Origin of the sequence: Segatella bryantii (genome assembly GCF_022024215.1) — a bacterium.
Lineage (GTDB): Bacteria > Bacteroidota > Bacteroidia > Bacteroidales > Bacteroidaceae > Prevotella > Prevotella bryantii.
Map to the genome: position 1 here is coordinate 2236729 of NZ_CP091798.1, position 21983 is coordinate 2258711.

Genomic DNA, 21983 nt, shown 5'->3' on the forward strand with positions numbered 1-21983 from the left:
CATGAAAAATGTAATAATTAGTATACTATAATTAGGTTTATACGCAATTTTTACAAAATAAGCAATAGAAGTGTCAAAAGCGTTTAACATTTTCCTTCAACTGATTCTTCAAATAGTTCTTGAATGCCTCATCGCCGAGGACATCGATATCTGATAAGAGTCCTAAAACAAAACGGCCGATACCAAGATAACTGGCAACATTCATTTGCAAATGCCAATGATGTTCGTCTTCTTGCGTTATATACTTGGCTGAAGCTGGATACTCTTCTACTAGCAAATTGTGAGAGAGTTGTCCTAACCGCAACTCTATAGGATATATTTTCTCGCCACTAAACATAAATATATCGGTAAACACCTGCTTATGACGCTCTTCGTGCTCCCACGACAAATCATACATCGTAACGTTGCCCATCCGGGATATCTTGAAAGTTTTGTTCATCTCCGATTTCAACTCATAACAACGTACGTCATTATTATTATTCATCAACAGAAATGGTTCAACAATTCGGTCACATACCGACTGACTATGCGGGGAAGAATATTTTTCTATCTTTACCAATCGTTTATATTTGATAGCCTCATAGAGTACTGTAATATTATGAGCCGCTTGTAGACGAGCTTCTGGATCTGATAGAATTTTATAGTCGTAAAAATTAGCCAATTTACGATTTATACGGTCTACAATAGCATTATTGCCACCAGCCACATCAAGTGCCTTACGGATCGTAATAGCTTCATCCTCCGTAAAATTAATGGTTTCATAGAGTTGCTTCAAAAATGGTGATTCGCGATCGATACTATATACACTCGCTTCATCCTTCTCCACTTTAAATCCCCATGTACGAAAACTCTCTAAATAATAATAAAACATACGACGGGAAATATCCATTCTCTCACAAATGGCATTCACATCAAGTTTATGATTCTCCACCAGAATTAACATCAGGCGGAGCTCCTTTTCCATTTTATCGTGTCGCATTACTACTCGTCTTTAAAGTCTAAACTCAGTTCTCCTGTTCCCAAAAGATTGTAACTCTTACGATGATATGGACTTACTCCATGCTCGCGAATACCCAGACGATGTTTCTTGGTAGGATAACCCTTGTTGCTTGCCCAGTCATAATAAGGATACTCTTCGGCCAAAGCCTTCATATAGTCATCACGATAGGTCTTGGCAAGAATACTGGCAGCTGCTATTGACTGGTATTTACTATCTCCCTTGACTATTGTTGTATAAGGAAGATCCTTATATGGATCGAAATGATTACCATCGATAATCAAAGCCTGAGGTTTTACTTGGAGCTGTTCTATAGCCCGATGCATCGCCAGAAAACTAGCATGCAATATATTGATTTTGTCGATTTCCTCAGGGGTAACAACACCAATAGCCCAAGCTACAGCATCTTTCTGAATCTGCTCACGTAGCGCATATCTCTTCTTCAACGATAGTTGTTTACTGTCGTTCAATTCTGGATTGTTATAATCGGCTGGCAAAATCACTGCTGCTGCATATACACTACCTGCCAAACATCCACGACCAGCCTCATCACAACCGGCCTCAATTAAATCTGTATAGTAATGTGACTCTAACATTGGGCTATTTTCTTAATAATTCTTAATAAATTTCGTTTTTAACACACTAATATTTTAAGTGAACTTTTATTGCACAACCATTCTATATCTTTGCAAACAGTAATTAGTTAAAGACAAAGATTATGGAAAAGAATGTGACTTTATCAGTAAACATGAGCAACCGCGAAACAACTAAAAGCATTTTTAAAAGAATGATTGGGACTTGGACATCCATCACTCAAAAAGTTAAAATGCCGGCAGAATGGTTGCGCCTATATTATAGTGGCATACTTGGAAAAAACATAACCATGCAACAGACTTGGTTACTCATTAAAGCACAAACAGCTTTCTTTCTCGGTATTTTCCCAGCTGACATGTCTATTCTACTACGCTTCGCACTTGGTATTTGGATGGTTTATACTTTCATACAGTGCAAAAATGCAGATATCTAATTCTATTCCTACATGACATAAGGGCTGACTATCCCATGATAATCAGCCCCCTATATGATTCGTTGAGAAATAGCATGATATTAAAACATTTTGCTAACACGCTTGATACCTTCTACCAGGATATCTACCTCTTCCTTGGTATTATACAGACCAAAACTAGCACGGACTGTGCCCAGGATACCTAAGCGGTCCATCAATGGCTGCGCACAGTGATGACCTGTGCGGACAGCAATGCCTAAACGATCGAGCAAGGTACCCATATCCATATGATGGATATCGCCAACAAGAAAGCTTACTACCGCATCCTTATGGTCGGACTGACCAAAGATATGCATTCCCTCTATTTCCTGGAAACGCTCTGTACAATAACGGGTAAGCTCCTGCTCATGGGCATAGATTGCATCCATACCCAATGCACTCACATAATCCAAGGCTACAGCCAGACCATGAGAAGCAACATAATCAGGTGTTCCTGCTTCAAACTTCAAAGGTGGACGCTCAAAAGTAGTATTCTCAAAACTCACGTGATCGATCATCTCACCACCACCTTGGTAAGGGGGTAGCTTGTCTAACCACTCTTCTTTACCGTAAAGAACACCGATACCTGTAGGACCATATATCTTATGACCACTAAAAACAAAGAAGTCACAATCTAACGCCTGTACATCAACCTTGAAATGTGGAGTACTCTGTGCACCATCAACCATTACAGGAATATCGTGCTCATGAGCAATACGAATAATATCTTCTACAGGATTAACTGTACCCAAAACATTACTGACATGCATCACACTGACCAATTTGGTTTTAGGTGTTATCAGTTTTTCAAATTCATCCATGATAAGTTCGCCCTTATCTGTCATCGGAATGACTTTGAGCACGATACCCTTCTTACGAGCCTGTAACTGCCAAGGTACGATATTAGAGTGATGCTCCATTGTAGATACTATCACTTCATCGCCTTCCTGCATAAACTCATCACAGAATGATGATGCTACAAGATTCAAGCCCTCTGTAGTACCTCTGGTGAAGACAATCTCTGTAGTAGATTTTGCATTAATAAATTTGCGCACAGTTTCACGAGCTGCTTCATGCAGTTCAGTAGCTTGCTGACTCATCCAATGCACACCACGATGAACATTTGAATTTACATTAAGATACTCGGCACGCATTGCATCGAGTACACACAAAGGTTTTTGGGTGGTAGCACCATTATCCAGATATACTAAAGGCTTATCATATACTTGACGCGATAGTATTGGAAAATCAGCACGTACCTGGTTAATATCATACATTTCAAACTCCTTTCTATTATTTGCAAAGTTTACAACCTTCGCACTTATTAAGCTGGCCACGGAAACGCATTTCTACCAAATGATGAAGGCGGTCACGTAGTGGCTCAAGTGTCATTTGATCGATAACTTCATTAATAAAAGCAAATTCTAACAGCATTTTAGCTTCTTTTTGGTCAATACCACGCTGCTGCATATAGAACATAGCAGCATCATTTAACTGACCTACAGTAGAACCATGTGCACACTTCACATCATCAGCATATATTTCGAGCATAGGCTGTGTATACATACGAGCTGTTTTGGTGGCTACCAGATTCTGATTGGTTTCCTGAGATGTTGTCTTCTGCGCTTCCTTACGAACCAGTACTTTACCTGCAAAGGCTCCTACAGCATTCTCATCAAGCACATACTTATAAAGTTCATGGCTATCACAATGAGGAACTTGATGATCTATCAGCGTATTATTATCAACATGCTGATTCTTGTCTTCAATGGCACAGCCATTACAATAACACTCTGCACCTTCACCCTTAAATACCAAGTCAAGTTTATTACGAGTAATTCCATTATGCAAAGTAATTACATTGTGATAAACTCGACTATTGGCCTGCTGTTCGATGTAGACATTGCTGACACGCGTATTCTTGAGATGAGTTTCTTCCAAACAATTCAGTTCGAGTTTAGCATTTTCACCTACAAAAGCCTCAATAACCTGAGTAGTCAAGAAATTACGATCATCAGCAGAGTCATCACAGAACAAGAACGTAGCCTCAGCACCCTCTTCGAGCACAATAAGAACACGACGATTAATCATCAGGTCCACGTCAGATCGAAGGATATTAACAACCTGAACAGCACGATCAATCTTGACATTTTTAGGTACATATACCATAAGACCATCCTGTGCCAGCATCGTGTTCAAAGCAGTTATGGCATCTTCTTCTGTCTTAGCTTGCTTACCATAATACTTAGCAACCAACTCAGGACATGTAGCAGCTACATGGCTCAAAGAGGCGACGATAACACCCTCAGGAAGAGTCGTCTTAGGTTGAGCCTTGGTATAGAAAGCATCATTGACAACAAAATAAAGAGAAGTGCTCAAATTTGGCACATCACAACGAAAGGCATCGTACGGATTAACAGGTATTTCCAAACGATTAAGATTCAAACCATAATCAGGTTCAAACAACTTATCCATATTGGTATACTTGTAGCGTTCTACCTTCTTCGAAGGAAAGCCCTGCTTCTTGAAGTCCTCGAAGGCCTTGTCACGAATAGCATTAAGAGGCTCTGCAGCATGCTTGCAGATTATCTCTCGGGCTGTCGTATATAATTCAATATATTGTTTCTCGCTTGACATATTCTTACCTTAGTTAATCACCATACTTAGCATCAGCCTCTTCTTTGATCCACTCGTAGCCTTTTACTTCGATTTCCTTGGCTAGTTCAGGACCTGCTGTCATCACAATTCTACCTTTATAGAGAACATGGATAACACTTGGCTTGATCATATCGAGCAGACGCTCGTAGTGTGTGATAACAATAGCAGAAGTATGCTCATTATGCATTTTGTTGACTCCATCAGCTACAATACGCATAGCATCAACATCAAGACCAGAGTCGGTCTCATCAAGGATACTCAGTTTTGGTTCGAGCATAGCCATTTGGAAGATTTCATTACGCTTTTTCTCACCACCAGAGAAGCCCTCATTTACAGAACGATGTGACAATTTTGCATCGAGTTCTACAAGCTGGCGTTTTTCACGCATCAGCTTCATAAAATCAGCTGCTTTCAGTGGTTCTTTTCCTTCATATTCTCGTTTTGCATTTACCGCAGCCTTCATGAAATTTGTCATACTGACTCCTGGTATTTCTACAGGATATTGGAATGAAAGGAAAAGGCCTTCACGAGCACGATCTTCTGGTTTCATATCGAGCAAATTCTTACCGTTGAAGATAGCCTCACCACCTGTTACGGTATAGAGCGGGTTACCTGTCAGAACAGCTGACAAGGTTGACTTACCAGAACCATTAGGTCCCATAATGGCATGAATTTCACCATCATTAACTGTAAGGTTGATACCTTTTAATATTTCTTTGCCCGCGATAGTTGCGTGCAGATCTTTAACTTCTAACATAATTCTCTAGTTTTTATGTTTATCCTACAGTTCCCTCAAGAGATACAGAAAGTAACTTCTGAGCCTCTACAGCAAACTCCATAGGCAACTTATTCAAGACATCCTTAGCATAACCATTCACAATAAGTCCAACTGCCTCCTCGGTTGGGATACCACGCTGATTACAATAAAATAGCTGATCCTCACTAATCTTAGAGGTTGTAGCCTCATGCTCCACAACTGCTGTATTATTATGAATATCCATATATGGGAAAGTATGAGCACCACAATTGCTACCCAACAATAAACTATCACACGAACTATAGTTACGAGCATTATCTGCTGTTGAAGTAGCACGTACCAAACCACGATAAGAATTCTGGCTATGACCTGCAGAGATTCCCTTAGAGATAATAGTACTCTTGGTATTCTTACCCATGTGGATCATCTTAGTACCAGTATCTGCCTCCTGATAATTATTAGTTACCGCAACTGAATAAAATTCAGCTTGACTATAATCACCTCGAAGAATACAAGAAGGATACTTCCAGGTAATAGCCGAACCAGTTTCTACCTGCGTCCAACTTAATTTGGAGTTAGTACCACGTAAGTCGCCTCGCTTAGTCACCAGATTGAGCACACCACCTTTACCATTCTCGTCACCAGGATACCAGTTTTGAACTGTAGAATACTTCACCTCAGCATTATTCATGACAATGATCTCGACGATAGCTGCATGAAGTTGATTTTCATCACGCATAGGGGCCGTACATCCCTCAAGATAACTAACATAGGCATCATCTTCGGCAACGATTAATGTACGCTCAAACTGACCTGTATTACGAGCATTGATACGGAAGTAACTACTTAATTCCATCGGACAACGTACTCCCTTAGGAATATACACAAAAGAACCGTCGCTAAACACAGCACTATTCAATGCTGCAAAATAATTATCGCGATAAGGTACAACTGTACCTAAATACTTTTGAACCAAATCAGGATGACTCTTCACAGCTTCACCGATACTGCAGAATATAACCCCCTTCTCTGCCAACTTCTCCTTAAAAGTAGTCTTGACAGATACAGAGTCCATAATTGCATCAACAGCAGTACCACTCAACGCCAAACGTTCTTCCAACGGAATACCAAGCTTATCAAATGTTTTCTCTAACTCTGGATCGATTTCCTTATTCTTTGGCTTTTTTGCCAAAGGATCGGCATAATAAGATATTGCCTGATAATCTATTTCTGGCACATGAACATGACCCCACGAAGGCTGTTCTAATGTCTTCCAATAATTATAGGCTTTCAGTCGAAAGTCGAGCATCCATTCCGGCTCCCCTTTCTTTTGCGAGATCAAACGAACTATATCTTCATTGAGTCCGTTAGGGATGATCTCGGTATGCACGTCGGTAGTGAAGCCGTACTCATACTTCTTCTCAGCCACTTCACGTACAAACTCATTTTGCTGTGTTTCTGCCATAATATATCAATACCTATTTTTACGTTTATAGGGTCGGATGCCACATCCGCCCCTATAATATATGATAGCAAAAAGTGTACCACCCCTAGAGATGGTAACAATTGTTACTATAGTTTCTGTTCAACTTCGATTTCCGTGAAGGTTTCGATAACATCACCCTCAAGGATATCATTATAGTTAACGAGGCTGATACCACATTCCATACCCATTGGTACTTCCTTCACATCATCCTTATAGCGCTTCAATGCTGCAATAGGAGCCGTGCGAATAACAATACCATCACGTACGACACGGGCTTTATCCTTAGCATGTACCTTACCCTCAGTAACAAGACCACCAGCAATAGTACCCACCTTGGAAATTTTAAATACCTGTTTAACTTCTACCTGACCAGTAATAACCTCCTTCTTCACCTTATCAAGCATACCTACCATAGCAGCCTTTACATCGTCGATTGCATCATAGATGATAGAGTATGTATTGATTTCTACACCTTCGCGATCAGCAAGCTTACGAGCATCAGAAGAAGGACGAACCTGGAAACCTACGATAATCGCATCTGAAGCTGATGCCAACATAACATCGTTTTCTGAAATCTGACCTACGGCCTTGTTGATAACATTTACCTGAACCTTCTCAGTACTCAACTTCAAGAAAGAGTCTGACAGTGCCTCAATAGAACCATCAGTATCACCCTTGACAATGATATTAAGTTCATGGAACTCACCACGTGCGATACGATGTGAAATATCACCCAAAGTAAGACGCTTCTGAGTACGTAAACCTTGCTCACGCTGTAACTGTTCACGCTTATTAGCAATTTCACGTGCTTCCTGCTCAGTTTCGAGTACATGGAAACTATCACCAGCTGTAGGTGCGCCATTGAGACCAAGAATAATACATGGATCTGCAGGACCAGCTGTCTCAATACGAGCATTACGCTCATTGAACATAGCCTTGATACGACCCCATGAAGTTCCGGCAATCACAATATCGCCAATTTTCAAGGTACCATTGCTTACCAACACTGTAGAAACGTAACCACGACCCTTATCCAAAGAAGATTCTATGATATTACCCGTAGCCTTACGGTTTGGATTTGCTTTGAGTTCGAGCATATCAGCTTCAAGGAGAACCTTATCAAGCAGTTCCTCTACACCAAGCCCCTTCTTGGCACTGATTTCCTGACACTGATACTTACCACCCCACTCTTCAACGAGAAGGTTCATATTAGCCAAGTCCTCACGAATACGATCTGGATTAGCACCAGGTTTATCTATTTTATTAATTGCAAAAACCATAGGTACACCAGCAGCTTGTGCATGAGCGATAGCCTCCTTAGTTGTAGGCATCACTGAGTCATCGGCAGCAATGATAATGATGGCGATATCTGTAACCTGAGTACCACGAGCACGCATCGCAGTAAAGGCCTCATGACCTGGAGTATCCAGGAAGGTTACTTTACGACCATTCTTCAAGGTTACACTGTAAGCACCGATATGCTGTGTAATACCACCAGCCTCACCAGCAATAACATTAGTATTACGAATATGGTCGAGCAAAGAGGTCTTACCATGGTCAACGTGACCCATAACCGTAATAATCGGAGCACGTGAAGTCAGAGATTCTTCATCATCTGGCTCTTCGCTGATAGCTTCCTGTACATCTGCACTAACATACTCCGTATTGAAGCCGAATTCGCCAGCAACCATATTAATGGTTTCTGCATCAAGGCGCTGATTGATAGATACCATGATACCAACACTCATCAAGGTAGAAATAACCTGAGTAACACTGATATCCATCATTGTAGCCAATTCACTTACAGTTACGAACTCGGTAAGCTTCAGAGTCTTACTTTCCTTGTTCATAGCATTAGCCTCTTTAGCCAATTTCTCCTGAACAGCTTCACGCTTTTCCTTACGATACTTAGCGCCCTTCTTGTTCTGAGTTTTGCTAGTAAGACGTGCAAGTGTCTCTTTTACCTGACGTGCAACAGCCTCATCATCTACTTCTAAAGGTTTCTGATTACGGTTATTATTGTTATTGCCACGCTTGTTACGATTATTCTTTTTACCACCGCCGTTATTGTTATTATTGTTGCGGTTGTTGTTAGCATTACCACCCTGCTGATTAGCTGCTGCATTAATGTCTACGCGTTCCTTATTAATACGGACACGCTTCTTCTTTGATTGACCATTCTGAGCAGCTTTTTCCTCACGCTCTTTACGGCGCTCTTCCTTAGATTTTTTCTTAGGACGAGTACTCTGATTAAGAGCGCTCAAATCGATTTTACCAAGAACCTTAGGTTCATTAGCTACAATCTTACGCTCGCTCTTGAGGGTAAACACTTCAGACTTTTCTTCAGTCTGATTACTTGCCTGTACAGGTTTATTTTCTACAGGCTTTTTTTCTACAGGAGTCTGATTTTTTTGTTCCACTGGTTTTGGAGTTGATGCCGAATTCTCTTGCTTCTGAGCAACAGGCTGAGTATGAACTGCTGACTGAGCCTTTGGAGCTTCCGATTCCTGAGACTGAGTTTGTTCAACCTTCTGAGCCTTAGGAGTTTCCGTCACTTTACTCTCTGGAGCCTTAGGAGCGGCGTTGTTTACAGACGCTTGGCTGACGGCAGCAGCCTGTTTTGAGGACGTCTCTTTATGTTCAGGAGCAGCAGACTTAGCAGTAGGTTTCTTACCAATACTATCCAAATCGATTTTGCCCAACGGTGTAAATTTCTGTTGTGGCTTATCCGACTTTAGGAAATCTTCAGCATGATGACTCTTCTGCTCGTTTGAACGCTTCTTTTCTTTTGGTTTTTTCTGGAAAAGTTTCTCCGCCTCACTACGAACTTCAGCATCTTGCTTAAATGCTTTGTTCAGAGCTTCATACTGCTTATCATTCAGTTTGAAACTCGGTTCAGCTTTGACCTCACCCAGGTCACTTCTTTTTTCTAGGAATTCAACTGCCGTTTGAAGTCCTATGTTTAATTCACGTAATGCTTTATTTAATCTGATGCTCATTAATATTCCTTATTATTCAAATTCTGCTTTTAATATGTTTATGACATTATCAACGGTCTCTTCTTCCAAGTCAGCCTTTTCTACTAACATTTCACGAGGAGCATTCAACACCTGGCGAGCTGTATCAAGACCAATTCCCTTGATGGCATCAATAACCCATTGATCTATTTCGTCAGAGAACTCATCCAAGTAGATATCGTCTTCTGCCTCATTTTCATCTATCTCGCGGAATACATCAATAGTAAACTCTGTAAGCATAGAAGCCAACTTGATATTCAAACCGCCACGACCAATAGCAAGACTAACTTCCTCTGGCTGCAAATATACCTCGGCCTTCTTCTCTTCTTCATTGATATTAATAGAAGAAACCTTTGCTGGGCTCAACGCACGCTGGATAAACAACTTGATGTTAGAAGTATAGTTAATTACATCGATATTTTCGTTACAAAGTTCACGTACTATACCGTGTACACGACTACCCTTCACACCGACACAGGCACCAACTGGATCAATACGCTCATCGAAGCTCTCAACTGCGATTTTAGCACGTTCACCAGGCATACGAGCAATTTTACGAATAGCAATAAGACCATCGTTAATTTCAGGAACCTCAGCCTCAAGCAAACGCTCAAGGAACATAGGGCTTGTACGGCTCAAAATAATCTTAGGATTATTATTTTCATTATCAACACGAGCGATAACTGCACGAACTGTTTCACCCTTACGATACTGGTCTGCAGGTATCTGTTCAGACTTAGGCAGAATAAGTTCATTATTCTCATCATCAACGATAAGAACTTCACGTTTCCAAATCTGATATACCTCACCTGAGATAATCTGACCTACGCGATCCTTATACTTATTATATAATGAATCATGCTCCAATTCCAAAATTTTAGAAGCAAGTGTCTGACGGAGATTCAATACAGCGCGACGACCAAACTTTGAAAAATCTACCTTTTCACTTACATCCTCGCCTACCTCATAATCAGGTTCTATTTTTCGAGCTTCTGTCAGAGAAATCTGCTTGTTTTCATCTTCAATTTCGCCATCAGCAACAACTACACGATTACGGTAAATCTCAAAATCACCCTTATCTGGATTTACTATCACATCGAAATTTTCATCGCTACCGAAAATTTTGGCGAGTACATTACGGAAGCTTTCCTCCAGTACACTTACCAATGTTGTACGATCGATATTCTTAGTTTCCTTGAACTCTTTGAATGTCGAAATCATACTCATGGTTTCACCTTCATTCTTTTTAACTGCCATATCTTATTTGAAACTTATTACGTATTTAGTATATTTCACCTGATCCATGAGGAATGCATAATCTACATCCTGTAGAACAGGACGTTTTTTACCTTCTACCTTTACCTTTTCTGATACAGAAACGACAAAGTTATTACCATCAACAGATTTCAGGATACCCTTAATCTTTTTACCCGTATTATCAAGTACCTCAACCTCTTTGCCAATATTATTAACATATTGTTGAGCTACCTTAAAAGGCTGACCGACGCCTGCAGAACCAACTTCCAATTCGTAATCCTCCTGATCACGATCCAAATGTTCTTGGACAAATCTACTTAATTCTGCACAATCTTCTATCCACACGCCGTCAGCATGGTCAATTTCAACTACGATTTTATCGTCTGGACTAATTTGAATGTCAACGAGGAAATACTCTTTATCCTCCAACCATTCATCAACTAACTTTTTTACGACGTTTTTGTCTATCATATAAATGTTATTATAAAAAAATGAGGAACTCTTTGTGAGCCCCTCATTCCTCTGAACATTGCAAAATTACAAAGTTTTTTATTATCAAGCAAGTATTTTATTAACTTTCTTTGAATTTTGACTTAAAAACAAGTATTTTTGATTGTATTTACCTCTACAGGTATCGTCAAACACAATTATTTTTCAACATTTTACTTCTTTTTCTTTTCTGTTGGCTGAAGTAGTTTATTATATTTTTCAGGATTATTCAGCAAATCTACTGCAGCTTTCATCTGCTTATCATAACGAAGTGCATTCTGAATAGCTCCACGTTGATAATAATAGGCTGTCACCAAATCATTTTCTATCATTTGCTTTATAGTCGGCTTATGATAATCCAGTTCTTTAGCCACATTATGATTCAATTTCTTCTGCAAAGCCTCAAACTCCGGTTTAGCATCTTCGTAATAACCTTCAAACTTAGCCAGCTTTACCAAATCTTTCAAATATTTCTCTGTTTCACGATCATACTTAAAATTAGAACTTACTACGCGTTGTTTGAACTCTTCATAGTCTGCATCAGTAAGTTCAAACTTTTCAGGTGAGGCTATTGTAGGATGCTTAGCTATATAATCTAATTCATAATTAAACAAGATTTCAGATGAGTCGCGAGCACCAGCTAGATAGAAAGCTATATTAGGCAAAGAGTCTGGTCTGACCTCTATATCTGGCTTAATACCTCCTCCATCACGAACCTCACGGCCATGAGCCGTATAGAACACACGAGTTAGAGAATCAGGTACATGCTCCACATAGCCACCCTTTCCATGTTTATAATTTAATGCTTGAACACATCGACCACTTGGAATATAATACTTACTAGTAGTCAACTTGAGATTACCATTATAAGCAATATCTACAGGCATCTGAACTAAGCCTTTACCATAGGTACGAGTACCCATTACCACTGCACGATCGAGATCTTGCAGACTACCACTAGTAATCTCACTAGCACTTGCCGTATTATTGTTAACGAGTACCACTATTGGCATAACTGTATCGATAGGCTCCACTGATGTGATATAGTCATGATTGGCACGCTTCAATTTACCCTTTGTTTTCACTAGAGTAATGCCTTTAGGCACAAACATATTAATGATATTTACAGCTTCTGATAAAGAGCCGCCACCATTATTACGTAAATCGAGCACCAAAGACTGAGCCCCTTGTCGTTTTAAATCAATAAAAGCACGACGAAAATCCTTTGAGCAATTATCAGTAAACTGACTTAGGTTTATATAGCCGACCTTATTATCCCACATACCATAATAAGGCAAAAATGGTAGTTGAATGGCTTTACGTGTAATCTTCATCTTCATCGTCTTACCTGTACTTGGTCGCTTTATTTTTATAATAAAACTGGTACCTGCATCGCCACGCAGATGATCACTAACATAACTAACATCTTTACCCACCATCGTAGAATCATCAATACTCAAAATGATATCACCTTTTTTCAATCCAGCCTCATCTGCGGGCATATCTTTATAAGGCTCATCAATTACCACACGCTGAAGTTGCATATTATAACGAATCAGCGCACCTACACCTGCATACTTACCGGTAATCATCTGGTTAAGTTCTTTCACTTTACTTTCTGGATAATATACAGTATAGGGATCAAGACTTCGCAACATGGCATTAATACCATTACCAATGACTTCATTAGCATCGAGTGTATCGACATACATCAAATCAAGATATTTGTAGATATCGGTAAATACTTCCATGTTTTTGGCCACATCAAAATCGTGTTCCTTGTTTTGCTGTGCTAAAGTAGGAATAGTAGCCAACCATAATAAGAGATATAATGTTACTTTTTTCATGCAAATGTATATTTCAGGCAGCCATGCCTTGTTAAGTAATAGATGCAAAAATAATATAATATGTGCAGAAACTGAACGAAATTGGTCAAAAAATTACATATTTCAAAAAAATATTGAATTTTTCTTCTAAAAAATTTGGTAGAATTAAAATATATATTTACCTTTGCACTCGCAATTAAGCAAATTGCTTCAATAGCTCAGTTGGTTAGAGCACCTGACTGTTAATCAGGGGGTCGTTGGTTCAAGCCCATCTTGAAGCGCCTTCAGGAATTACGCCAGTGATTCCTTTTTTGTTGAGAATTGCAAATTGCTTCAATAGCTCAGTTGGTTAGAGCACCTGACTGTTAATCAGGGGGTCGTTGGTTCAAGCCCATCTTGAAGCGCAGAAAAGGAATTACTTAGGTAATTCCTTTTTTTATTTTCTTTTCATCTCATACCCAATAATAGTAAAATATTAATGGGTCAGTAGAAATTTAGTGGGGATAAACATAAATTATAAAAAGTCTGTATAAGAAGAATTTCTCATCTCTAATTCCCCTTAGTGCAGTTCTAAAAGCCTTGACCTTTGCATTGAAAGATTCAGCAGCAGCGTTTGATGAATGGGAAAGTTCACTCCAGGTACGGTAGTCGCTCAGTGTTTCTTTGCACTGCTTCTCAAACGTGTATGCGTCAATGTAGTAGAAATCCTCAAGCGTACGGCAGGTCACTGGGGATTTCTCCATACGTCTCTTTTAAAAAAGCCGCAAACTCCTTCGAGTAGTGGGTGCCATCAGCCGTCACCTTTAGAGGCAGAACAAAGCTCTTACCTGTGCGAGTATCAACCCATCGGCGACGTCGAAGAACCAGTACAACCTTGTGGTCACGGATGGGAAAGTCTGTCACCTCAACAGGAGCTATGAAACCTTTGGACTCGAAATGAGAGTCACTCTGCAATTCTACATTCATATTCTCGTCAAGATGGATGTGCATTTCAGGCTCATCATAAGTCTTTGTGTCAACATACTCGATTTTCACAATAATGAAGTGATCAAGCACCTCCTTAGGCAGTACCATACGGGCTAGCATAATCCTTTGTCTTCCATGCGACAAAGGTAAAGAATTTAATCCAAATAAAGGATTACCCCTATAATTTTTCGCTTGAGCCTATTTCAAATGTATAAATTAGTCGCTTGATGAATGTATATTCACTTGCGAAAGTTCAGTAAAGTTATAATATAAAAAAGAGGTGTATCTATTGGAATACACCTCTTTTACATATATGATCAATCGTTATCGATTATTCAGCACCCTGTGCATCATTGTTATCCTGATGCTCGAAGCGACGATGCTCACCACCGTTGTTACGACGATCGCCACCACGACGAGGACGACGCTCACGCTCTACATACCCTTCTGGCTTTTCAAGAAGAGCACGACGAGACAACTTATACTTACCTGTCTTTGGATCGATTTCCATCAATTTAACTTGAATCTTATCACCTTCCTTCAAACCTGCCTCTTCAACAGTTTCAAGACGTTTCCAATCGATCTCTGAAATATGAAGTAAACCATCCTTACCAGGAAGAATCTCTACGAAGCAGCCATAAGGCATAATGCTACGAACAGTACCTTCGTATACTTCACCTACCTCAGGAACAGCAACAATTGCTCTAATCTTCAATAGCGCAGCATCGATACTCTCCTTGTTAGGAGCAGAAACTTGAACGTGACCTTTACCCTCAGTCTCCTCGATAGTAATAGTTGCGCCCGTCTCTTCCTGCATCTGCTGGATAATCTTACCACCAGGACCGATAACAGCACCAATGAATTCCTTAGGAATATCAAACACCTCGATACGAGGAACCTGTGGTTTAAGCTCTGCACGTGGTTCAGAGATAGTCTTCATCATCTCATTCAAGATATGCTCACGACCAGCCTTAGCCTGCATCAAAGCCTTTTCCAAGATTTCGAAAGAAAGACCATCACACTTGATATCCATCTGAGTAGCAGTCAAACCATCACGTGTACCTGTGGTCTTGAAGTCCATATCACCCAAGTGGTCTTCATCACCAAGAATATCACTCAATATAGCATACTTATCCTCACCTGGGTTCTTAATAAGTCCCATAGCAATACCAGAAACAGGTTTCTTGATAGGCACACCAGCATCCATCAAAGCAAGAGTACCAGCACAAGTTGTAGCCATAGAAGAAGAACCATTAGACTCGAGTACCTGACTTACCAAGCGAACAGTATAAGGATAATCAGCAGGAATCTGATCCTTAAGCGCACGCCATGCCAAGTGACCGTGACCAATCTCTCGACGACCTACACCACGCTGAGCCTTTGCTTCACCAGTAGAGAATGGAGGGAAATTATAGTGAAGGAGGAAGCGCTGGTAACTACGGTTAAGAACACCATCAACCAACTTTTCATCCATCTTGGTACCAAGTGTACAAGTAGAAAGAGACATCGTCTCACCACGCTGGAAGATAGCACTTCCGTGAGGCATTGGCAGAGGAGAAACCTCACACCAAATAGGACGAATATCAGTAGTAGCACGACCATCAAGACGAAGACCTTCATCAAGGATACAGCGACGCATAGCATCACGCAATACATCATCATAGTAACGCTTAGCCTCAGCATGCTTCTCTTCCAAATCATCTGCAGAAAGATCTTCGTGAGCAGCATCATACTTCTCAAGGAAATCTGCAAGCAATTTATCGAAAGAATCATTACGCTCCTGCTTAGGCAGAGCCTTATGGTTGATATCATAAGCTGGCTGATAAAGCTCGTCCTTAATCTGCTGACGAAGTTCCTCATCATTGATTTCGTCATCATACTCACGCTTAACGTCAGTACCGAGTTCTTTAGCCAGTTCATCCTGAAGATCACACATAGGTTTGATAGCCTCGTGAGCAGCCTTCAATGCATTAATAAGGTCGAGTTCTGAAACTTCTTTCATCTCACCCTCTACCATCATAATATTATCTTTGGTAGCACCAACCATCAAGTCCATATCAGCCTCTTCCATCTGCTGGAATGTAGGATTGATAACAAACTCACCATTAATACGGGCAACACGAACTTCAGAAATAGTATAATCGAAAGGTATGTCAGAACAAGCCATTGCAGCTGATGCGGCAAAACCTGCAAGTGCATCAGGCTGATCTACGCCATCTGCAGAAAGCAACATGACCTGTACATAAACTTCACAATGATAATCCGATGGGAATAAAGGACGAAGAGCACGGTCAACAAGACGTGATGTCAAGACCTCCTCGTCACTTGCTTTGCCTTCACGCTTAGTAAAACCACCTGGGAAACGACCTGCAGCACTATACTGCTCACGGTAGTCTACCTGTAAAGGCATAAAATCTGTACCCGGAACTGCCTCTTTGGCTGCACAAACGGTTGCGAGAAGTACGGTATTTCCGAGTCTCAATACTGCGGAACCGTCAGCCTGTTTTGCAACCTTTCCGGTCTCAATTGTGATGGTTCTTCCATCAGGCAATTGAACTGTTTTCGTAATTACGTTCATCTAAAAAATTAAAACTTTATTGTTTTGACTAAACATCAAATAATTTAAATTAGGGCAAAGATACCTCTTTTATAATAAAAACAAGCAGAAAAAAGGAAGAATTTTTGTTTTTTAAAGTTTTTAGTCAATTCTCTCGACTTTTGTCATAAAATTACTATCTTTGCAAGTAAATTTGCGAAATAATAAAACATCATGAAGATATCAAAATTTTTATCGGTAACTGCGCTTTTTATCGCATTATTGACCATAACATCTTGCAATAACAAGAAATTTCATGTAAATGGCTCTATTTCAGAGGCTAAAGACTCTACACTATACCTAGAGAACATCAGCCTTAACGGTCCTGTTATCATCGACTCTATAAAACTTGGCGAGGATGGTTCTTTTCAGTTTGAAGAGAATGCTCTCGACACCATTACACCTGAATTCTATCGATTACGTATTGCAGATCAAATTATCAATCTGTCTATCGATTCTACAGAAACAGTTACTTTCAAAGCAGCCTACCCTACTATGTCTGCCAAATATACAGTAGAAGGTAGCGATAATTGTACTAAGATTCAGCAACTGTCTCAATTACAGATGACCCTACAGGCACAAATTAACGCAATTACCCAAAATCCAAATATTGGTACAGATTCTGCTCAGGTAGTTATCACACAGTTACTCAACAACTACAAAGCCAACGTTAAGCAGAATTATATATTCAAAGAGCCTTACAAAGCCTACTCATACTTTGCTTTATTCCAAACCTTATTTATCGGCGGACAGACATCTTTGATTTTTAATCCAAGAAACAACAAGGAAGATGTTCAAGTATTTGCGGCTGTAGCAACAAGTTGGGACTCATTCTATCCAGGTGCAGAACGTGGCAAAAACTTGCATAATATCGCTATAGAAGGAATGAAGGATGTACGCATCATCGCCAGCAATAATGCTCAGAAAAATATTGACGCAAGCAAAGTCTCTGTATCAGGAATCATTGACCTTCCTTTGTATGACAATAAGGGTAATTTGAGACATCTTACAGAACTCAAAGGAAAAGTGGTTATGCTCGACTTCCATCTTTTCCAAAATGAGCAGTCTACCAAGCGTATTATGATGCTGCGCGATCTCTATAACAAGTATCATGCCAAGGGCTTTGAGATCTATCAAGTTTCTGTAGACCCTAACGAACATTTTTGGAAGACTCAAACTGCTGCTCTACCATGGATTAGTGTCCATGAAGAAGGAGGACTCGAAGGCCAGAGTCTTGTAAAATATAATGTTCAAAACATTCCTACTTTCTTCTTGATTGATCGTAACAACACACTTCAGAAGAGAGATGTGCAAATTAATGATATTGATGCTGAAATACAGGCATTACTATAATGAACATTATAGACAAGTGGAAATTCTGTCCACAATGTGGCAGCCATCAATTTAAGAAAAACAGTTTCAAAAGTTTGCGTTGTGATGCATGCGGCTTCGAATATTTTATGAATCCCAGTTCGGCTAACGCAACTTTTATTCTCAATTCAGCTAACCAGCTACTTGTTATACGACGCAAGATAGAACCCGCCAAAGGTACATTTGATTTACCTGGCGGTTTTGCTGATATCGAAGAAGGAGCAGAAGAAGGAGCTCTTCGGGAAGTGAAAGAAGAAACTGGTCTGGAACTGAACAATATACAATATCTTTTTAGTATACCTAACCAATATTATTACTCCGGCATCGATATTCCTACACTAGATTTGTTCTACGAAGCACATATCAGTGATAGTAGTAAACTACAGGCCATGGATGATGCCGAAGCCTATTATTGGATGAATTTGGAAGACATCAATCCAAACCTATTTGGACTAAAATCTGCCAAAGAAGCAGTCACTCGTTTTTTAGCAACACGCAAAAAACAATAAAGAGAACGCTTTCCTACTCTACTGAGTAAGAAAGCGTTTTTGTTGAAAGAGCCGTAAAACTTAAAAAAAATAAAAATTTTCCATATAATAAGGTATAAGCAAAAGTTTTAATTATTTTTGCGCCCTAAATAAGAAAATATCCGATTATGCAAGAAAATCTAGTTATAGTCGAGAGCCCTGCGAAGGCAAAGACAATCGAAAAGTTCTTAGGAGAAGACTATAAGGTTATGTCTTCCTATGGTCACATTCGTGACTTGAAAAAGAAAGAGCTAAGCATAGACAAAAAGACACTCGAACCTCATTATGAGATTCCTGAAGAGAAGATCAAATTGGTTTCAGAACTAAAGTCGACCGCCAAAAAGGCTAAAAAAGTTTGGTTAGCATCCGATGAGGACCGCGAAGGAGAAGCTATCTCATGGCACCTTTGCGAAGTATTAGGATTAGATGAAGAAAAAACTAGCCGAATTGTTTTCCACGAAATTACACAACAAGCGATTCTTGATGCAATCAAGACACCTAGACATCTAGATATGAATCTTGTCAATGCTCAGCAGGCAAGACGTGTACTCGACCGTTTGGTAGGTTTCAAACTTTCTCCAGTATTATGGAAAAAAGTAAAACCAGCGCTCTCTGCCGGTCGTGTACAAAGTGTCGCTGTACGACTTATCGTAGAGCGCGAAAGAGATATTCAGCACTTTAACAGTGAACAATACTATCGTGTAAGTGCTATTTTTGCACTCATTGCTCCTGACGGGTCAGCTACAGAAGTAAAAGCTGAACTCGATAAGCGCCTGAAGACCCATGACGAAGTGGTTGCCTTACTTGAGAAGTGCAAGGATTCAACTTTTACCGTTGAATCAGTTACCAAGAAGCCTTTGAAGCGTTCTCCTGCACCTCCTTTCACCACCTCAACTCTACAACAGGAAGCAGCACACAAGCTCAATTTTACAGTAAGTCAAACCATGATGATAGCTCAGCACCTTTATGAGGCAGGTAAAATAACCTACATGCGTACTGACTCCGTAAACTTGTCTACGCTATGTATCAATGCCAGCAAGGACGCTATCATTAAGCATTATGGTAAAGAATACAGTAAACCACGTAATTTCACAACTCATTCTAAAGGTGCACAAGAAGCCCACGAGGCCATCCGTCCTACAGATATGAGCAAATCTGAGATTGAAGGTTCTTCCCAGGAGAAACGTCTCTATAATCTAATTTGGAAACGTACTGCAGCATCACAGATGGCAGATGCTCAGATTGAAAAGACTACTGTAAATATTACTATTAGCAATGCTGACGATAAATTTGTTGCCAATGGTGAAACTATCGCGTTCGACGGCTTCATGAAAGTATATAACGTCACCAATGATGATGAAGAAAATCAGGAAGACTACTTGCGTATACTTCCTTCTCTGAAAGAAGGCGACAATTTACAACGTCGTGAAATTACAGCTACCCAGCGCTTTTCACAAGCACCTTCAAGATATACAGAAGCTAGTTTGGTACACAAACTGGAAGAACTCGGTATTGGACGTCCATCTACGTATGCACCAACTATAAGTACTATACAACAACGTGAATATGTATTAAGAGGTGACCATCCAGGAACAGAACGCCAATATACAGTAGATACTCTAAAAGGTATCCAAATTACCCAAAAGACTAAAAAGGAAAACACAGGTTCTGACAAGGGTAAACTTGTTCCTACCGATATCGGTATCGTGGTTAACGATTTCCTTATAGAAAACTTCCCTGGCATCATGGATTATAACTTCACAGCCAAAGTAGAACAACAGTTCGACTTGATAGCTGAAGGTAAAGAAGAGTGGACAACCATGATGAAGGACTTCGATACTAAATTCGAGCCAATTGTTGAAAAGGTAATGAAAGCTCGAAGCGAGCACAAAGCAGGTGAACGCGAACTGGGTACAGACCCTAAGAGTGGAAAGCCTGTATTTGTCAAGATTGGCCGATTCGGACCAGTAGTACAGATAGGTTCTGCTAACGATGAAGAAAAGCCTAAATTTGCTCAAATGCCAGCAGATAAGAGCATCGAAACCATATCACTAGAGGAAGCATTAGAACTCTTCAAATTACCAAGAGAACTGGGTGAATACGAAGGCGAAACCGTAACCATTGGTGCAGGCCGATTCGGACCATACGTTCTCCATATGAAGAAATATGTATCTATACCTAAGACCATTGATCCAATGGAAATCACGTTGGAAGAAGCAATACAGCTTATCAATGATAAACGTGAACAGGAAAAGAAAAAACATATCAAGAAATTTGAAGAAAACGATAAATTGGAGATTCTTAATGGGCGCTACGGTCCATATATTGCCTATGACGGCAAAAACTACCGTTTGCCAAAAGAACTTCACGAGAAAGCAGCAGAACTCACCCTCGAGGAATGCATAAAAATCGTGAACAATGCCCCAGAACCAAAAGCAAGAACCAGAAAAGCTCGCAAGTGAAAAGAATTATTATCATAGGATACATGGGCGCTGGCAAAACTACCGTCGGCAAAGCCCTGGCTGAAGACCTCGGACTTACATTTTATGACCTAGACTGGTACATCGAGAATCGTATGCGAAAAACTATCAAGCAAATTTTCGATGAATCTGGAGAAGAAGGATTCCGCAAAATAGAACATAACATGCTCCATGAAGTAGCAGAGTTTGAAAATGTCATCATTAGCTGTGGTGGTGGAACACCATGCTTCTTCGATAACATGGATTACATGAATGAACAGGGAGAAACACTCTATCTGAAAGCTAGTCCTGAAGTTTTATATGGCCATTTGAGAATGGGAAAAAGCGTTCGACCGCTACTCCTTAACAAAACACCTGAAGAAGTAAAAGTGTTTATCCAAGAGCAGTTGCAAAAGCGCGAACCTTTTTACAACAAAGCCAAACATATCCTTGATGTGAGCCTTATGGACAACTTCGACAAAATAAAGATATCAGTAAAACAAGCAAGAGCATTATTGAATATATAAGCAAT

General features: G+C 40.0%; 17 protein-coding genes and 2 tRNA genes. 7 read left to right on the forward strand and 12 right to left on the reverse strand.

Annotated features, from left to right (window positions below; translation table 11 throughout):
* Positions 1-73: 73 nt before the first annotated feature.
* Together L6471_RS13595 and L6471_RS13600 are read right to left on the reverse strand one after the other, a co-directional pair.
* The gene (locus L6471_RS13595) at positions 74-979 is read right to left on the reverse strand and encodes a helix-turn-helix transcriptional regulator (protein WP_006282716.1); all 906 of its coding nucleotides are present in this window, start codon (positions 977-979) and stop codon (positions 74-76) included.
* Between the two features lie 2 nt (positions 980-981).
* Entirely contained in the window at positions 982-1593 is a 612-nt protein-coding gene (locus L6471_RS13600) for a ribonuclease HII (RefSeq protein ID WP_006282717.1), read from the reverse strand.
* A gap of 122 nt (positions 1594-1715) precedes the next feature.
* On the opposite strand from L6471_RS13600, the gene L6471_RS13605 reads away from it, so the two are divergent.
* Positions 1716-2024, forward strand: a complete 309-nt coding sequence (locus tag L6471_RS13605) for a hypothetical protein (protein WP_036857994.1) — start codon at positions 1716-1718, stop codon at positions 2022-2024.
* A gap of 80 nt (positions 2025-2104) precedes the next feature.
* Here the strand turns inward: L6471_RS13605 and L6471_RS13610 are convergent, their stop codons facing one another.
* The 8 genes from L6471_RS13610 to L6471_RS13645 form a co-directional block, all read right to left on the reverse strand.
* Entirely contained in the window at positions 2105-3319 is a 1215-nt protein-coding gene (locus tag L6471_RS13610) for an aminotransferase class V-fold PLP-dependent enzyme (RefSeq protein WP_074547981.1), read from the reverse strand.
* 16 nt (positions 3320-3335) lie between these two features.
* Positions 3336-4679, reverse strand: a complete 1344-nt coding sequence (gene sufD / locus L6471_RS13615) for a Fe-S cluster assembly protein SufD (RefSeq protein ID WP_237797447.1) — start codon at positions 4677-4679, stop codon at positions 3336-3338.
* 13 nt (positions 4680-4692) lie between these two features.
* On the reverse strand, positions 4693-5457 hold the full coding sequence (gene sufC / locus L6471_RS13620; RefSeq protein WP_006282721.1) for a Fe-S cluster assembly ATPase SufC: 765 nt from the start codon (positions 5455-5457) through the stop codon (positions 4693-4695).
* A 19-nt stretch (positions 5458-5476) separates the two neighbouring features.
* Positions 5477-6922 (reverse strand): Fe-S cluster assembly protein SufB, encoded by a 1446-nt coding sequence (gene sufB, locus L6471_RS13625; RefSeq protein WP_006282722.1) that lies wholly within the window; start codon positions 6920-6922, stop codon positions 5477-5479.
* Between the two features lie 107 nt (positions 6923-7029).
* Positions 7030-9942: a translation initiation factor IF-2 gene (infB, locus tag L6471_RS13630; RefSeq protein ID WP_006282723.1), complete on the reverse strand. Its 2913-nt coding sequence runs from the start codon at positions 9940-9942 to the stop codon at positions 7030-7032.
* 12 nt (positions 9943-9954) lie between these two features.
* A complete protein-coding gene (gene nusA, locus L6471_RS13635; RefSeq protein ID WP_006282724.1) occupies positions 9955-11217 on the reverse strand; it encodes a transcription termination factor NusA in 1263 nt (420 codons plus the stop codon).
* 3 nt (positions 11218-11220) lie between these two features.
* Positions 11221-11688 carry a ribosome assembly cofactor RimP gene (gene rimP, locus L6471_RS13640; RefSeq protein WP_006282725.1) on the reverse strand — a complete coding sequence of 156 codons (468 nt, stop codon included), beginning with the start codon at positions 11686-11688 and terminating at the stop codon, positions 11221-11223.
* A 191-nt stretch (positions 11689-11879) separates the two neighbouring features.
* Positions 11880-13553, reverse strand: a complete 1674-nt coding sequence (locus tag L6471_RS13645; protein WP_006282726.1) for a S41 family peptidase — start codon at positions 13551-13553, stop codon at positions 11880-11882.
* Positions 13554-13739: 186 nt separating this feature from the next.
* On the opposite strand from L6471_RS13645, the gene L6471_RS13650 reads away from it, so the two are divergent.
* Positions 13740-13813 (forward strand) — tRNA-Asn (locus L6471_RS13650).
* A gap of 49 nt (positions 13814-13862) precedes the next feature.
* A tRNA-Asn gene (locus L6471_RS13655) sits at positions 13863-13936 on the forward strand.
* Between the two features lie 304 nt (positions 13937-14240).
* Here the strand turns inward: L6471_RS13655 and L6471_RS13660 are convergent.
* Together L6471_RS13660 and pnp are read right to left on the reverse strand one after the other, a co-directional pair.
* The gene (locus tag L6471_RS13660; protein WP_237797448.1) at positions 14241-14618 is read right to left on the reverse strand and encodes an ISAon1 family transposase N-terminal region protein; all 378 of its coding nucleotides are present in this window, start codon (positions 14616-14618) and stop codon (positions 14241-14243) included.
* Positions 14619-14829: 211 nt separating this feature from the next.
* Positions 14830-17076 (reverse strand): polyribonucleotide nucleotidyltransferase, encoded by a 2247-nt coding sequence (gene pnp / locus L6471_RS13665; protein ID WP_027453188.1) that lies wholly within the window; start codon positions 17074-17076, stop codon positions 14830-14832.
* A gap of 192 nt (positions 17077-17268) precedes the next feature.
* Between pnp and L6471_RS13670 the strand changes: the two genes are divergently transcribed.
* From L6471_RS13670 to L6471_RS13685, 4 genes are all read left to right on the forward strand, one after another.
* Positions 17269-18447, forward strand: a complete 1179-nt coding sequence (locus tag L6471_RS13670) for a thioredoxin-like domain-containing protein (protein WP_094448265.1) — start codon at positions 17269-17271, stop codon at positions 18445-18447.
* A complete protein-coding gene (locus L6471_RS13675; protein WP_006282730.1) occupies positions 18447-18974 on the forward strand; it encodes an NUDIX domain-containing protein in 528 nt (175 codons plus the stop codon). The genes L6471_RS13670 and L6471_RS13675 overlap by 1 nt, the downstream gene beginning before the upstream one ends.
* A gap of 146 nt (positions 18975-19120) precedes the next feature.
* Positions 19121-21454 carry a type I DNA topoisomerase gene (topA, locus tag L6471_RS13680; RefSeq protein WP_074614397.1) on the forward strand — a complete coding sequence of 778 codons (2334 nt, stop codon included), beginning with the start codon at positions 19121-19123 and terminating at the stop codon, positions 21452-21454.
* A complete protein-coding gene (locus tag L6471_RS13685; protein ID WP_006282732.1) occupies positions 21451-21978 on the forward strand; it encodes a shikimate kinase in 528 nt (175 codons plus the stop codon). Before topA ends, L6471_RS13685 begins: the two co-directional genes overlap by 4 nt.
* The last annotated feature ends 5 nt before the right edge of the window (positions 21979-21983 follow it).

Excerpts from the sequence above, each read along its gene's own strand:
- L6471_RS13595 (WP_006282716.1), bottom strand. The coding sequence starts at position 979 with ATGCGACACGATAAAATGGAAAAGGAGCTCCGCCTGATGTTAATTCTG.
- L6471_RS13675 (WP_006282730.1), top strand. The coding sequence starts at position 18,447 with ATGAACATTATAGACAAGTGGAAATTCTGTCCACAATGTGGCAGCCAT.
- L6471_RS13660 (WP_237797448.1), bottom strand. The coding sequence starts at position 14,618 with ATGCTAGCCCGTATGGTACTGCCTAAGGAGGTGCTTGATCACTTCATT.
- sufB (WP_006282722.1), bottom strand. The coding sequence starts at position 6,922 with ATGGCAGAAACACAGCAAAATGAGTTTGTACGTGAAGTGGCTGAGAAG.
- L6471_RS13610 (WP_074547981.1), bottom strand. The coding sequence starts at position 3,319 with ATGTATGATATTAACCAGGTACGTGCTGATTTTCCAATACTATCGCGT.
- sufC (WP_006282721.1), bottom strand. The coding sequence starts at position 5,457 with ATGTTAGAAGTTAAAGATCTGCACGCAACTATCGCGGGCAAAGAAATA.
- infB (WP_006282723.1), bottom strand. The coding sequence starts at position 9,942 with ATGAGCATCAGATTAAATAAAGCATTACGTGAATTAAACATAGGACTT.
- topA (WP_074614397.1), top strand. The coding sequence starts at position 19,121 with ATGCAAGAAAATCTAGTTATAGTCGAGAGCCCTGCGAAGGCAAAGACA.
- L6471_RS13670 (WP_094448265.1), top strand. The coding sequence starts at position 17,269 with ATGAAGATATCAAAATTTTTATCGGTAACTGCGCTTTTTATCGCATTA.
- L6471_RS13645 (WP_006282726.1), bottom strand. The coding sequence starts at position 13,553 with ATGAAAAAAGTAACATTATATCTCTTATTATGGTTGGCTACTATTCCT.
- nusA (WP_006282724.1), bottom strand. The coding sequence starts at position 11,217 with ATGGCAGTTAAAAAGAATGAAGGTGAAACCATGAGTATGATTTCGACA.
- L6471_RS13600 (WP_006282717.1), bottom strand. The coding sequence starts at position 1,593 with ATGTTAGAGTCACATTACTATACAGATTTAATTGAGGCCGGTTGTGAT.
- rimP (WP_006282725.1), bottom strand. The coding sequence starts at position 11,688 with ATGATAGACAAAAACGTCGTAAAAAAGTTAGTTGATGAATGGTTGGAG.
- L6471_RS13605 (WP_036857994.1), top strand. The coding sequence starts at position 1,716 with ATGGAAAAGAATGTGACTTTATCAGTAAACATGAGCAACCGCGAAACA.
- pnp (WP_027453188.1), bottom strand. The coding sequence starts at position 17,076 with ATGAACGTAATTACGAAAACAGTTCAATTGCCTGATGGAAGAACCATC.
- sufD (WP_237797447.1), bottom strand. The coding sequence starts at position 4,679 with ATGTCAAGCGAGAAACAATATATTGAATTATATACGACAGCCCGAGAG.